Raw genomic sequence first — 13211 nt, forward strand, 5'->3', positions numbered from 1 at the left:
TCACATTCTTGGCGTCATCGTCTGCGCTCAACCTTTCGGGAACAACAGGACAAAGTTCAGGCGGAACCCCCAACCATTCGCCCCGGAAAAGCCGCTATCGGCAAAATACCGGGGGCCAGCCTGGATCTGATATTTCTGCTTACCCACTTCAAAAACTTTGGCAATGAAAAAACCGGGTGGAATCGTCCACTGGTCGCTTTTCCAGTCATAGGTGTTTTCTGCCGTAAACGTAAAGCTCCAGGCAGAGGGGGTGGTATAGGTAATGAATGGCTGAATAAAAGTGAGGCTGATGTCGTCCCTGCTGTCTGACCCCGCGAAAGACCAGATGTGATTCACCAGCCCGCCGCGAGTCCAGCCACCTTTTTGTTGCAACACCACGGCTGTCGGCCCGGCGCCCCATTTCTCCGCGCCGAGTAGCGGCTCGGTGCCGGTCGGCAACAAGAACACCGGCCCCACTCCCCAGGTCACGCCATTGTCAGTCGGCTTGGAAGGCGAAAAGAAAAGGCTTTGTACCGTGTCACCTAAGCCAGTCTGATCGCGGCTACTAGGAAAAATATCTTCCTGGTTAACCACCGGGATGATCGTGCGGGTGATGAGATTCCAGTTTTCATTCAGCTCAATCGGAATCACCGGCTGAACATTCAGGAGATAACGACGTCCACCCTCAACCGGGCCGACATCCCGTTCGAAATTGCTTTGTAATGGAAAGCTGATCAGATTGGCGATCGGATTGGCCAGCTCCTGGGCCAGATCGGCGTCCGAAGCTGCCAACTTCGCCGCCAGTGTCGACGAAAGGCAAAATATGAGAAATGCGCGAAGCATTTGAATGCGACCCATACACCACTTCCAGGCAGCACACCAAATAGAAAAATTCTAGAAGTCGCTTGTCACTCTTTGGCAGGTGATTTCACTCTACGGCGGCTAAACATTTGTACCCACTAAAAAAGGCGTACTGATCCTTCCAGTGGTGTTTTTCTACGACTCCAGTCGACCTCTAAGACTGATGCACTTGCGATGCACTAACGCTCCGACCACTATGAATACAGTGACCCGCCACTTTAAAGTCGGGATTCAGGGCAAGTAGTCGACAGGAGGTTGGTCGGCCCATGGAAGCATTCCAGAATTCGTGCCATCAATTTCAGAAACTCTCAGTCGCTGTTGGCCTGACACTGGCGGCCTTCCAGTCCTCTTCCGCTTTCGCAGCCAATTGTAATGCGACTGGCACGCTCACCTTTGTCGGCGTCACATCCGATGAGAGCGCATCGGTATGGCTATCCCAGACCTCAGCGGGTCAGTTCGCATTGGAGGCTGCCCAGGGGCAGCAGCGTGTGGATCAGTGGAGCAAGAGCGCGCCAGGCCTGCGTATATCCAAATCACCAGTTGTGTCCCAGGGCAATGGTGGGACTCATCGGCTGTTTGATGTTTCCGGCAACAGGGACTGCCTGCTGGATACCCAGAATCAACAAGGCGGGATCACTATTCCGCCAGATATCACCTTACCGCCCCTGGTAAAACCGGTCCCTCCTATTGCGACCTTGCCTCCTACAGGTATCACCCCCGAACTGCCAATCGGTGTAACGCCGCCGATTGGCACGCTTCCGCCCACCGGCATCACGCCAGAAATACCGATTGGGGTGACACCGCCGATAGGAACTCTCCCACCGACCGGGATTACCCCAGAAGTACCGATTGGGGTGACACCACCGATAGGAACTCTCCCGCCGACCGGGATTACCCCGGAAGTACCGGTAGAACCTCAGCCCCCCATATGGATTATTAATCCGGACGGCGGGGGCTCTGGAGGCTCTGGAGGCGCCGGCGGTGGGTACGGTGGTGGCGACGGTGGCGAGGGCGGTTCCGGCGGCGGCTTTGGTGGGGGAGATGGCTCTGGAGAAACCGCGACAGAAGTCAATCCGCCAGGTACACGTCGCCAAGCCATCGCCGGCGCCAATGCACTCTGGGTCGTTTGCGTGAATCCGCAAGATGGCCGACATGTTTCCGCCACCTATCGTGGCGGCGAAGTCTATTGCCCGGGTAACCATCAACCTCGCTGGTACCGCGCACCGGCCAATCAGGTCAACCGGCAACAGGGACTTGTACCCATTACGCCGGGACGCGAATCGAGCACCCTGCCCTTTGCCACCGCACAGGAAACAAATTGGGATTCCTGGATGGAAATCGACCACTATGAGATTCGTGATCGACGCGCAGGACGGGACCTCGACGCGGATGAAACACGGTTGACCCTTGGCCTAGACAGGAAAGTTACCGACAACCTTGTGATCGGCGGTTACGTTGCCGCGGCGCGATACGATAGCGAGTGGTTCAATGGAGACTGGCGCACGCAAGCGGACCGATACACCATTGGCCCCTACCTTGGCTATCGCCTCGGCCCACACGTTGCCCTGAATGCAACTCTAGGGTATCGCTATACGGATGCGGACACTTCCATCCTGACGCTCCATGGTGGCAGTGAAACCCATGAGTGGGTGGGCGATATTGGACTGGAAGGCCGGTACGCACTCAATGACTGGCGCCTGCGCCCCAGCGTCTACTTTGTGTATTCTGACTTCGACAACGAAGACATCTACTTGCGCGGCATGGCGTTTCAACAGACCATCAACCTGCGGTTTGAAGACAACAATGAAGATGTAGGCTTTATGAAAACCGCACTAGAAGTAGACAGAGTTATCCGATTCGACACTGGCTACATGATTCCGTTTGTGGAAGGCGGCATTCGCCTGGAAATGGACAGGGTCAACGACGGCAGGATTTTTGGTGGCGCCCTGCAGACCGTGGACTCGGCATCGTCCTCCGCGTTCCTTAGAGCTGGTGCGCGCTGGGTGCCCAGTGCGCAAACCATGATTGAGTTTGAACTTTCACAGGAAGCTCTGGACACCGGCGGGCTAGAAGTCTGGGAAGGGAAACTGTTTATTTCCCATTCGTTTTAACGGGAAGCTGCGCCCTGAGAACGGACGCCTTTCGCTCAGGGTGCAGCCTTCTTTGTGACGAGCTTCAGCGCACCCCATCCAGCAAGTGACGGGCAATAATCAGCCGCTGGATTTCGCTGGTCCCCTCGTAGATCGTGGTAATCCGCACATCCCGGGACATGCGCTCCAACGGGTACTCCCGCGTGTAGCCTACCCCACCATGCATTTGCAGCGCGGTGTAGCAAGCGTCATTCGCTTTTTCGCTGGCAAAGAGCTTGGCCATCGAGGCCGCCGGACCAAACGCCTGCCCCGCATCTTTTTGCCACGCCGCCTGCAGTAGCAACAGGCGCGCCGCTTCCATCTCGGTGTAGCGGTCGGCAAGTTGCCACTGCAAGCCCTGGAATTGTGCCAGGGGCTTGCCGAACTGCTCGCGCTCCTGCAGGTAAGCGCGCGCACAATCCAGCGCCTCGAGCCCGATCCCCAGCGCCAGCGATCCAATGCCGATACGCCCGCCGGCGAGCTCACCCGCCGCAATGCGGAAACCACGGTTTTCTTCGCCGAGCATATTACCGGCAGGGACCCGACAGTTGTCGAACGCGACTTCATTGGTGACGGAGGCCTTCTGCCCCATTTTCTCTTCCGCCTTGCCGATAATCAGGCCGGGGGTTCCTGCATCCACGAGGAAACAAGAGATACCCTTGCCTTTTGGCGCCTCGCTGTCAGTTACCGCCCAGACCACAAACACACCGGCGAACTCCGCACTGCTGATAAACAACTTGCTGCCGTCCAGCACATACTCGTCACCGTCTTTTCGCGCTCGTGTGCGCATGGCCGCCGCATCAGAGCCGGAACCAGGCTCGGTCAGGCAAAACGACCCCGCGGCATATTCACCGGAACAGATTTTGGGCAGGTATTTGGCTTTTTGCGCGTCATTACCCACGGCCTGAATAACTTCCGCGACCATATTCGTTACCGAGCAGGTAGTGGCCGTGGAGGCACAACCGCGCGCAAGTTCGGCAATCGCCAGACTGAACGCCACGGTACCCGCACCAGTGCCGCCGAATTCGGGATCCACATTGATTCCCATAAACCCGAGCTCCGCCAACTGACTGAGTTTTTCCAGCAGTAACGGGCGATTGCCACTATGGTCCAACTCCGCGGCAACGGGCTTTAGTTCCTGCTCCGCGAACTGGCGCGCGGCGTCCTGGATCATCTGCTGTTCATCACTGAGAGAGAAGTTCATGCATCACCTTGAGAACGTTTTATTTGTTGTAAGAATTTTCGATTGGCTCGCTGCGCCCATTCGCGCAGCGGGCTTTGCTGAAAGCCCACGCCGACCAGAATAAAGCTAATACCCACGAGCGTGGACAAATGGATCTTTTCGCCGACGAGTACCGCAACCAGTAACAGGGAAAGCGGGGGTGAAAGATAAACGAGATTACTGATTCGGGCCGTGTTATCGCAGGCCTTCAGGGCACCCTGCCAGAGCAAAAAGGCAATCCCCATTTCAAACAGACCGACATAAATTGCACCCAACCAACCTTCGATGGGTGGATTACTCCAATCGCCTGCCAGCACCGTCACCAGTAGCAGCCAGGGCAACCCGCACAAAAAGCACAGCAATAGATTCACGGCACCGGCAGAGGGTATGCGGGTATTGAGCAACCAGTAACAAGCCCAGATAAGGGTACTCATCAACGCGAGCCCTACCCCGAGCGGCGAACTCACTTCAAAGCCGGCAAGCTGGCCTTGAGTAACAATCACCAGCACGCCCGCATAACACAGTAGACCTGCCAGTATGTCGCGTCGACGCAATTTCTGGCCTAGTACCGGCACTGACAGCAATGCAAGCACCACACCCCAGGTGTAATTCAGGGCAAGCGCCTGTTGCGCCGGGAGCAGATCATAGGCGCTGAACAAAACCAGGTAATAGAGAAAGGGATTGAACAATCCCAGCAGCAAGAACCAACGGTAGTCTTTCCGCCAGCGGGCTCCAACCTCACCCCAGCGATCCTGTGCGGTGACGATGCCACCAATCAGTAACGTCGACACTACCGAGGAGATCGTCACCAGTTGCAGTGGCGTCAGAAATTGCAACGATAACTTAAAAGCACTGGCCACCGTTGACCAGCAGAGCACGGCCGCAAGCGCGAGAAGGTATGCGCGACGATTGTCATGGGGAGTATTTACAGCCATCGCAATGATCTACTCAATCAGACATCAGCAGCTAAGCTACTTCGAGAGCGAAGAAGCGTTCGACCTGACCCGTCTGAACAGGCCCGGTCAAAACCAGACGCAATTAGCGTTTGCCGGGCTTGGTTTTGGGTTCCGGATCCGGCACCGCTACCGCGGTATCGGTTTTGACTTCTTCGATCACCACGTAGGTATGGGTTTCGCGGACCCCCGGCATCGACGCCAGTTTTTCACCCAGGAAGCGCCGATAACCCAGCATATCCTTGATACGAATCTTGATCAGGTAGTCGAAACCACCGGCAACCATGTGACACTCCTGCACCTCTTCGAGGCTGGAGACATGCTTGTTGAAAGCTTCCAGCGCCTCCGTCGCGGTGTCCGCAAGATTCACCTGGATATAGACGACCAGGCCGGCATGCACTTTAAGAGGATCCAGAAGCGCAACGTAGTCCTGAATGAATCCCTCACGCTCCAGCCTTTTTACGCGTTCCAGACAGGGAGTGGGACTCAAATTTACGCGGCGGGCCAGCTCGACGTTGGGCAGGCGTCCGGCGCGCTGCAGGATACGCAGAATCTGGCGGTCAATGCGGTCCAGATCTTCCAGTTGTCGACTCATAGCAACATACCCTACTAGTGATCAAGCGAATAAGCACTATATTTAACCACACTCAACGCAAGAATGGCGATTAATTCTGAGGATTTTCCCACATAATCCGATTTTTATCCTGAAGCGATTTTAGAATCTGGAGTTAGCATGCCAACATCATTCGCCGGAGACCTGCAGAACGCGCGGGAACAGGCACGACAGTACCTGCACGCCGACGAAAACCAATGCGTCACCGAGCTGCTCGCCGCGCCGCGTCCCGATGACACACTCCGCAAGAAAATCCTGCACACCGCACGGGAGCTGGTCGCCCACTCTCGCCAGCAGCGCAGCAAGCGCGGCACCCTGGATGCCTTTCTGCAGCAATTCGGCCTGTCCAATAAGGAAGGCGTTGCGCTGATGTGCCTGGCAGAATCCCTGTTGCGGGTACCTGATGCCGATACTGCCGACAAACTGATTGCGGAAAAGGTACATTCCGGTGACTGGTCCAGCCACCGCGGTCAGTCCGACTCACTGTTCGTCAACGCCTCCACCTGGGGCCTGATGCTCACCGGCAATATCGTGGAGCTGGATCCGGATATCACCGAGAAGCCCTCCAACTGGATGAAGCGCATGGTCAGCCGCATGGGAGAGCCGATGGTGCGGACCTCCATGATGCAGGCCATGAAGATCATGGGCGGCCAGTACGTGCTCGGGCGCACCATTGAGGAAGCCCTCAAGCGCGGTCCGGCAGAGAACCAGCCCGGAACCCGCTTCTCCTTCGATATGCTCGGTGAAGGTGCGCGCACCATGGCCGATGCCAACCGCTATTTCGATGCGTACATGATGGCCATCGAGAAGATTGGCAAGGACAATGACAAGCGGGACGTGGTGGAAGCCAATGGCATTTCCATCAAGCTGTCTGCCCTGCACCCCCGCTACACTGTGCTGCAACGCGAACGCGTGATGAACGAACTGCTGCCGCAGGTGAAAGCTCTGTGTCTGGCCGCAGCCAAGTACGACATGGGTCTGAACATCGATGCCGAAGAAGCGGATCGACTGGATATTTCCCTCGATATTTTTGAAGCCCTCGCCCGCGATCCGGAACTGACTGCCTGGCAGGGGCTGGGCTTTGTACTGCAGGCCTACCAGAAACGTGCGCCGCACGTCGCCGACTGGCTGATCGCGCTGGGCCGCGACACCGGCCGCAAACTCATGGTACGCCTGGTTAAAGGTGCCTACTGGGATTCAGAAATCAAACACGCGCAGCAAATGGGCCTGGATGATTACCCGGTCTACACGCGCAAATGCCACACTGACCTGTCGTACCAGGTCTGCGCAAAAAAACTGCTGGAAGCACGCGACGCGATTTATCCGCAGTTCGCCACCCACAATGCCTACACGGTCGGCCTGATCCTGGAACTGGCCGGCGATACCGGCGACTACGAGTTCCAGCGCCTGCACGGCATGGGCCACCTGCTCTACGCGCAGGTCGAGGCGGTGCACGGTCGCCGCGTACCCGTGCGTGTTTACGCCCCTGTCGGCGCACACAAAGACCTGCTCCCCTACCTGGTGCGACGCCTGCTGGAAAACGGCGCCAACAGCTCCTTCGTCAACCGTTTTATGGACGAGCAGACGCCGATTGAAGAGCTGGTGCAGGACACCATCAGCCAGAGTGAGCAGTGCAAACCGTTCCGACATCCTCAGATCCCCGTGCCACGGGACATTTACCTCGGACACGAAGCGCTGCCACGCAAGAATTCCCACGGTATCGAGCTGACCGACCCACTCGCGCTTACCCCACTGATGGAAACTGTGGAAACGGCCAGCGGCACGCAATTCAAAGGCGGACCCATTATCAGCGGCGTCATGGGTGACGCGAACGAACCGGTCTACAACCCCGCAAGTGGCGAGCTGGTGGGACATACGGCGAATAGCGACAAGCATCAGATTGATACTGCCTATGCCGCCGCAACCGAAGCCCAGATCGCCTGGAATCGCCTCGGCGGTGAGGCGCGCGGGAGAATCCTCGATCGCATTGCCGATTTGTACGAAATCCATATGAATGAGCTGACCGCGCTGATTTGCGCGGAAGCGGGTCGCACTCTCAATGACGGCATCAGTGAAGTACGGGAAGCCGTCGATTTTTGTCGCTACTATGGCAATGGTGCACGCAAGCATTTCAGCGAACCACAAACGCTGCCCGGACCCACAGGGGAGAGTAACCAGCTGTACCTTGAGGGCCGCGGCGTCTTCGTAGCCATCAGCCCATGGAACTTCCCTCTCGCAATCTTCACCGGCCAGGTCGTTGCCGCACTGGCGGCGGGCAATGCCGTACTGGCAAAACCTGCTGAGCAAACGCCTTTGATTGCGGCGCGCGCTGTCGCGCTCATGCATGAAGCCGGCGTACCGCAACAGGTTTTGCACCTGATCACAGGCACCGGCGCTGCGGTCGGTAAACCTCTGATTGAAGACCCCCGTCTCTCGGGCGTCGTATTCACCGGATCTACCGAAACTGCCCGTCTGATCAACCAGCAACTGGCCATGAAAGAAGGCCCGATCACCCCGCTGATTGCGGAAACCGGTGGACAGAACGTCATGATCGTCGACTCAACCGCACTTCCCGAGCAGGTGGTAGATGACGTAATCCAGTCCGCCTTCCTGAGCGCAGGCCAGCGTTGTTCCGCCCTGCGTATTCTCTGCGTGCAGGATGTGATTGCCGACAACCTGCTGTCGATGTTGCGTGGTGCCTGTGAAGAACTCACCGTTGGCGATCCCGCGCTGCTCGAAACGGATATTGGTCCGGTAATCGATGATAAAGCGCGCACTACGCTGGAAGCGCATCGCCAGCGCATGCAGACCGAGGCCAAACCACTGTTTGGCTTTGCCCCGGAAAAATTGCCCGCGCGTGGCACCTTCTTCGGCCCCCAGGTGGTGGAAATCGAGGATTTCTCAATCCTCAAGCGCGAAGTGTTCGGCCCGTTCCTGCACGTCGTGCGCTTTAAGGCCGGCGAACTGGAAGACGTAATTCGACGCATCAATGCCACCGGTTACGGCCTTACCTTCGGCTTGCACTCGCGTATCGAGGGCCGCGCCGGCGCCGTGTTCAAGCGGGTCAATGTCGGCAACTGCTATGTAAACCGCGATATGGTCGGCGCTGTTGTTGGGGTCAACCCGTTCGGTGGCCAGGGACTTTCTGGTACCGGACCCAAAGCCGGCGGTCCGCACTACCTGTTCCGGTTTGCTGAAGAAAAGACCAAAACGGTCAACACCGTAGCCACCGGCGGCAATACGCAATTGTTTACATTGGGGCAGTAATACAGATACTTGCGCATTCCCTGAAAAAGCGGCCTTTGGCCGCTTTTTTATTCACTGCGAATTGGCCGTGCCATTGGAAATCTGACGAGGTGGCACGTTTCGATTGGCGTGCTTCTCAACGAAAGTGTGCAACGCGCGAAGGATCGACACAAAACGCAGAGCAAAAAAAAGCCGGGCTGCTTGCCCGGCTTAAGCCAAGTCCTGTGAGATTGCCGAATATCAACAGGAGGAGTTGGTAGCTTTGACCGCCGTGTCGGCGAAAAGATCAATTTAAAACACGATATCCGCGACCGCGCAGACAATTTCGGACGACATAGCCCTCTTCGGCGTGCGCACTGGTCACACCGCCGACACCGCCGATAAGCGCGCCCGCCCCGGCCCCTGCCGCTGCCGCGCTACTGCTATCACCGACGATCGCGCCGAGTGCACCGCCAAGCAGCGCACCGCCCGCTGCACGTGTCACTCCGCGGCGTCCCGCATCATTTCTGGCCACAGAGGCGATGCCGCGGCATTCGGAGAGATCGACGCGATACTGGCTCATATTGACGCCATAGGTATCGATTACGACACCCCCTGCGCCTGGCACCTGTTCCTGGGTCACGCAACCGGTGCTTAACAACCCTATAAGGGCAATTACAGGAAGCGATTTCATCAACATCGCCGACACCTCTCTTTTTCAGCAACCCGACAGGCTGCTTGCCAGGCCAGCACCAATGAAGGGATACCGGCCAACCGTCCGGCGCACCGTGGCGTTTAGATCCACAAATGTCGCCATATTCCTTAAAGGTTTAGCTGGAAGATTGGATTTGCGCCAGCGAGGGGGGAGAAAAATGCCGGCGCGTAAGGGATGGAAGCTTACAGGGGCTAGGGGTACCGATAGAAAATACGCAGTTTTTGCGCACGAGCGCTCGCATCAAGCAGATTGACCACGCCCTCAAATATCATCAGGCGCTGGCTGTTGGCCTCGTAGACCAGCCGCAATTCACCCGCAAACATTCTGAGGAGCGGTTGCGACAGATCTACTTTCAGGCAGAGACGGCTCTCGCCTCGAGCACCAGTTTCACCTGCTCCGCAGTCTTCCCGCTGTGCCCGTAGGCGGACTGAGCGGCGATGCACCGGAGAGGCGAACTCAAAGGTCACCGCTTTACCGGAGGACAAGCCCTGCCAGTTTGCGCGCACGTAGTCGTCGAAACCGGCATCAATAACGTCGACACGGTTTATACCCAACATTCGGCTCTTCCACGGGCTGTTTTTATCGGCACGATAACGTAATGCCCACTGCGCACCTTCACGGTAAACCTGTCTCTGTTCTCCGTGGCGCAGATCGGACTGATAAACTTCGGGCAATGCTGAACCGTCGGAACTGCCTTTGCGCACCAATCTTTTTTCCGCGATCTTTCTCCCAGCCGGGGAAAAATAGAGTACTTTCGACTGCCCATTCTCTCCAGGGAGATGGTACTCACAGTAGGCAACCGCTTGTGTGGACGGATCCACAGCGACACCCATCGCCGCGTAATCACCCTCGTAGCCACAACGCGCTTCCGGGACAGCACCGACGCTCGCAGCCAAAACCAAAGCCAGACTAAGCATACTTATGACCTGAAAATATGGGCCCTTGGGCGATACGCACCAACAGCGGCAAGAACAACCCCCAGATAACGGCAAAGCCAAAAAGTGTCACGAAAAGCGGTACAGCGAGGGTGACCCCGCCATTCAGGGTGGCGCCTGTGAAGTAACTGAACGGCCCGGCAACCGCTCCGAGAATAACGGGGAGCCAGATACTGCGCTGCAGAAAAGAAAAGCAATAGCGTATGGCCATCGCAAAATTCACCCACAGACAACATAGCCAAAAGGGTGGGAATCCAGAGCCATCCGGGTTTTCCATCATCCCGAACTGGAACAACAGGGTATCCAGCGCAATACCCAACAACGATACCGCCAGCACCCACAGCCACTCTCTGCGTTGATCGGCAATAAAGCCAAGGTGCAAAATAAGATTGAGGAGGGTAAAGCCACCCACCATCCAGACATTGCTGGCCAGTACACAAACCAGCCAGGCAATATCAAACAATATGGCGTTGGCAACGATACGCCACATCGTCTTATACCGGTAAGGCCTTACAGCGTGGCTTGGCGAAGACAAACTGAGCGGTGCTGATCACACGCTCCAGGAAACCACCCTCGCAGTAGCTCATGTAGAAATCCCACATGCGAATAAACCGCTCGTCAAAGCCCTGATCTCGCACACTGTCGATCTTGTCAAAGAACGCAGTACGCCACGCATTCAAAGTCCGTGCGTAGTGGAAGGTAATATCCTCCAGGGCAACAATTTGCATATCGGTATTTTTGGAAATGTGAGAAGCCACCACCTCGTTGGAAGGCAGGCAGCCACCAGGGAAAATATAGCGCTGGATAAAGTCGACCTGCTTGCGATAGCGGTCGTAGCGTTGGTCCTGAATGGTGATCGCCTGAATCACCATCAGGCCGTCTTCCTTGAGCAAGCGGCTGCATTGCGCAAAATAGTCTTTGTAGTATTTGTGACCCACCGCTTCGATCATCTCGATCGATACCAGCTTGTCAAACTGGCCTTCGAGATCACGATAGTCTTTCAACAATAAGGTCACACGATCTTCCAGACCTTCTTTCGCCACCCAGGCTCGCGCGTATTCATATTGCTCTTGAGAAATCGTGGTCGTGGTAACCCGGCAGCCAAAATGCTTCGCGGCGTAAACAGCCATGCCGCCCCAACCCGTACCGATTTCAAGCAAATGATCGTCCTTGCTCAGCTGCAACTTCTCGCAGATTTTTGCCAGCTTGTTTTCAGAGGCTTCAGCAAGTGTTGCTTGTTCACTCGGGAATACCGCCGATGAATACAGCATGGTGTGATCGAGGAACAAGGTGAAGAAATCATTACCCAAATCGTAATGCGCGGCGATGTTACGTTTTGAGCCGGACTTGCTGTTCGCATTCAATCGATGCAACGCTTTCATAAACATGCCGTGGAGGAAACTCCAGCGTGAATCCATGTTTTCAAGCAATGTCATATTACTGACCATCAGCTGAATCACGGCAACCAGGTCTGGAGACGTCCAGGCCCCATCCATATAGGCTTCACCGGAACCGACGGTGCCATTCAGCAACACTTGAACATACGTCGATTCATCATGAATCCGAATGACCGCCTTCAACGCAGCGGATTCTTCGCTCTCTCCAAATCGATACTGCTCCGCCCCATCTTCAACGACAAGACTGCCATTAGAAATACCGGCCAGCTTTCCCAATACCAATTTTTTGGCCATGCGCGGGAACCAGGAACTTTCGGTAGGTGCAGCCAATACATCCTGCTGTGCTTCTGCGGAATTCATCACGATTGTTGTCCTTCGTCAGCCCTCGTAATACTTTTTGGATGACCGATAAAAGGCACCCGCTTACACCACAACCTGAGGGCTTCCCAGTAAATGGCGCCTATCACTTTTACGGTCATCAATGGATAGTGGATCAGAATTCGATTCAAAGTGGCGCGCGAGATTTCCTCGCGCTGCAAGTTCATGGAGGCGTCAAACACGACACTCTCTTCCTGCGTATTTTCTAGAAAAGCGGTTACCGACTTGCCTGGCGTAGTACCGTGCCAGCGGTAAGATTGATTCATTGGCATGAATGGCGAGACGTGAAATTCCTTTTCAAAACGGCCGTGCTGCACACGCGGCGCGCCCCCACGGCAATCCAGTACATAGCTGTATCGCTCGTTCCATGGTGTATTGTGTACGTCCAGCAGCACCCACTCCACGTCATTGCCGTCACGATCAAAGCAGTAATAGGTGCTAATAGGGTTCATGTTATAACCGAAATAGCGCAAATTGGCTAACAACCTGATCGGCCCCGAGGGTCGCACGCCGAGCTCCTGTTCAACACGCGCACGCACCGCCTCATCCAGATCCAGTGAGGGGTCACCAAAAAAGTCTTCTCGACGAAAACTCGCTGGAGCCCAACGGGCACAAGACCAGAATCTCGACAGGGACAGCACCTTGCCCACCTCGGCAAGATCCAGATACATCATAAAAACCCGGTAACGAAAACTGTGCTGCCTGGGGGCAAAACGGCGATGCTGCACCCAACCGCGATAGATCCCGCTTTGAAGATCCCCCGCCTCGGGTCGTTCGGCCTCCACCGAATTATCCGGGTACATG

Annotated in this window: 11 protein-coding genes; 2 read left to right on the top strand and 9 right to left on the bottom strand. The window is 56.1% G+C overall.

What is annotated here, in order from left to right; genetic code table 11:
• Positions 1 to 27 precede the first annotated feature (27 nt).
• Positions 28 to 837, bottom strand: a complete 810-nt coding sequence (locus tag ACXAD0_RS12750; protein ID WP_475088849.1) for a transporter — start codon at positions 835 to 837, stop codon at positions 28 to 30.
• Positions 838 to 1106: 269 nt separating this feature from the next.
• Between ACXAD0_RS12750 and ACXAD0_RS12755 the strand changes: the two genes are divergently transcribed.
• Positions 1107 to 2951 carry an autotransporter outer membrane beta-barrel domain-containing protein gene (locus ACXAD0_RS12755; RefSeq protein ID WP_475088851.1) on the top strand — a complete coding sequence of 615 codons (1845 nt, stop codon included), beginning with the start codon at positions 1107 to 1109 and terminating at the stop codon, positions 2949 to 2951.
• A 64-nt stretch (positions 2952 to 3015) separates the two neighbouring features.
• Here ACXAD0_RS12755 and ACXAD0_RS12760 read toward each other — a convergent pair whose 3' ends face one another.
• The 3 genes from ACXAD0_RS12760 to ACXAD0_RS12770 all read right to left on the bottom strand — a co-directional run bounded on the left by ACXAD0_RS12760 (position 3016) and on the right by ACXAD0_RS12770 (position 5739).
• Complete coding sequence (locus ACXAD0_RS12760) at positions 3016 to 4173, bottom strand: acyl-CoA dehydrogenase family protein (protein WP_475088852.1); 1158 nt, start codon at positions 4171 to 4173, stop codon at positions 3016 to 3018.
• Positions 4170 to 5126, bottom strand: a complete 957-nt coding sequence (locus ACXAD0_RS12765; RefSeq protein ID WP_475088853.1) for a DMT family transporter — start codon at positions 5124 to 5126, stop codon at positions 4170 to 4172. The genes ACXAD0_RS12760 and ACXAD0_RS12765 overlap by 4 nt, the downstream gene beginning before the upstream one ends.
• A 103-nt stretch (positions 5127 to 5229) precedes the next feature.
• Positions 5230 to 5739, bottom strand: a complete 510-nt coding sequence (locus ACXAD0_RS12770) for an Lrp/AsnC ligand binding domain-containing protein (RefSeq protein ID WP_475088854.1) — start codon at positions 5737 to 5739, stop codon at positions 5230 to 5232.
• A 138-nt stretch (positions 5740 to 5877) separates the two neighbouring features.
• On the opposite strand from ACXAD0_RS12770, the gene putA reads away from it, so the two are divergent.
• Complete coding sequence (gene putA / locus ACXAD0_RS12775) at positions 5878 to 9024, top strand: bifunctional proline dehydrogenase/L-glutamate gamma-semialdehyde dehydrogenase PutA (RefSeq protein WP_475088855.1); 3147 nt, start codon at positions 5878 to 5880, stop codon at positions 9022 to 9024.
• 265 nt (positions 9025 to 9289) lie between these two features.
• Here the strand turns inward: putA and ACXAD0_RS12780 are convergent, their stop codons facing one another.
• The 5 genes from ACXAD0_RS12780 to ACXAD0_RS12800 form a co-directional block, all read right to left on the bottom strand.
• Positions 9290 to 9676, bottom strand: coding sequence for a glycine zipper family protein (locus ACXAD0_RS12780; RefSeq protein ID WP_475088856.1), 387 nt, complete (start codon positions 9674 to 9676; stop codon positions 9290 to 9292).
• Positions 9677 to 9888: 212 nt separating this feature from the next.
• Positions 9889 to 10614 carry a hypothetical protein gene (locus ACXAD0_RS12785; protein ID WP_475088857.1) on the bottom strand — a complete coding sequence of 242 codons (726 nt, stop codon included), beginning with the start codon at positions 10612 to 10614 and terminating at the stop codon, positions 9889 to 9891.
• Positions 10607 to 11122, bottom strand: coding sequence for a DUF2878 domain-containing protein (locus tag ACXAD0_RS12790; RefSeq protein WP_475088858.1), 516 nt, complete (start codon positions 11120 to 11122; stop codon positions 10607 to 10609). The genes ACXAD0_RS12785 and ACXAD0_RS12790 overlap by 8 nt, the downstream gene beginning before the upstream one ends.
• A gap of 4 nt (positions 11123 to 11126) precedes the next feature.
• Complete coding sequence (locus ACXAD0_RS12795) at positions 11127 to 12389, bottom strand: class I SAM-dependent methyltransferase (RefSeq protein WP_475090387.1); 1263 nt, start codon at positions 12387 to 12389, stop codon at positions 11127 to 11129.
• Positions 12389 to 13210: a DUF1365 domain-containing protein gene (locus tag ACXAD0_RS12800; RefSeq protein WP_475088859.1), complete on the bottom strand. Its 822-nt coding sequence runs from the start codon at positions 13208 to 13210 to the stop codon at positions 12389 to 12391. The genes ACXAD0_RS12795 and ACXAD0_RS12800 overlap by 1 nt, the downstream gene beginning before the upstream one ends.
• Position 13211: the final 1 nt, after the last annotated feature.

It is taken from the genome of Microbulbifer sp. ABF4_148 (assembly GCF_056158985.1).

Excerpts from the sequence above, each read along its gene's own strand:
- ACXAD0_RS12750 (WP_475088849.1), bottom strand. The coding sequence starts at position 837 with ATGGGTCGCATTCAAATGCTTCGCGCATTTCTCATATTTTGCCTTTCG.
- ACXAD0_RS12755 (WP_475088851.1), top strand. The coding sequence starts at position 1,107 with ATGGAAGCATTCCAGAATTCGTGCCATCAATTTCAGAAACTCTCAGTC.
- ACXAD0_RS12760 (WP_475088852.1), bottom strand. The coding sequence starts at position 4,173 with ATGAACTTCTCTCTCAGTGATGAACAGCAGATGATCCAGGACGCCGCG.
- ACXAD0_RS12765 (WP_475088853.1), bottom strand. The coding sequence starts at position 5,126 with ATGGCTGTAAATACTCCCCATGACAATCGTCGCGCATACCTTCTCGCG.
- ACXAD0_RS12770 (WP_475088854.1), bottom strand. The coding sequence starts at position 5,739 with ATGAGTCGACAACTGGAAGATCTGGACCGCATTGACCGCCAGATTCTG.
- putA (WP_475088855.1), top strand. The coding sequence starts at position 5,878 with ATGCCAACATCATTCGCCGGAGACCTGCAGAACGCGCGGGAACAGGCA.
- ACXAD0_RS12780 (WP_475088856.1), bottom strand. The coding sequence starts at position 9,676 with ATGAAATCGCTTCCTGTAATTGCCCTTATAGGGTTGTTAAGCACCGGT.
- ACXAD0_RS12785 (WP_475088857.1), bottom strand. The coding sequence starts at position 10,614 with ATGCTTAGTCTGGCTTTGGTTTTGGCTGCGAGCGTCGGTGCTGTCCCG.
- ACXAD0_RS12790 (WP_475088858.1), bottom strand. The coding sequence starts at position 11,122 with ATGTGGCGTATCGTTGCCAACGCCATATTGTTTGATATTGCCTGGCTG.
- ACXAD0_RS12795 (WP_475090387.1), bottom strand. The coding sequence starts at position 12,389 with ATGAATTCCGCAGAAGCACAGCAGGATGTATTGGCTGCACCTACCGAA.
- ACXAD0_RS12800 (WP_475088859.1), bottom strand. The coding sequence starts at position 13,210 with ATGTACCCGGATAATTCGGTGGAGGCCGAACGACCCGAGGCGGGGGAT.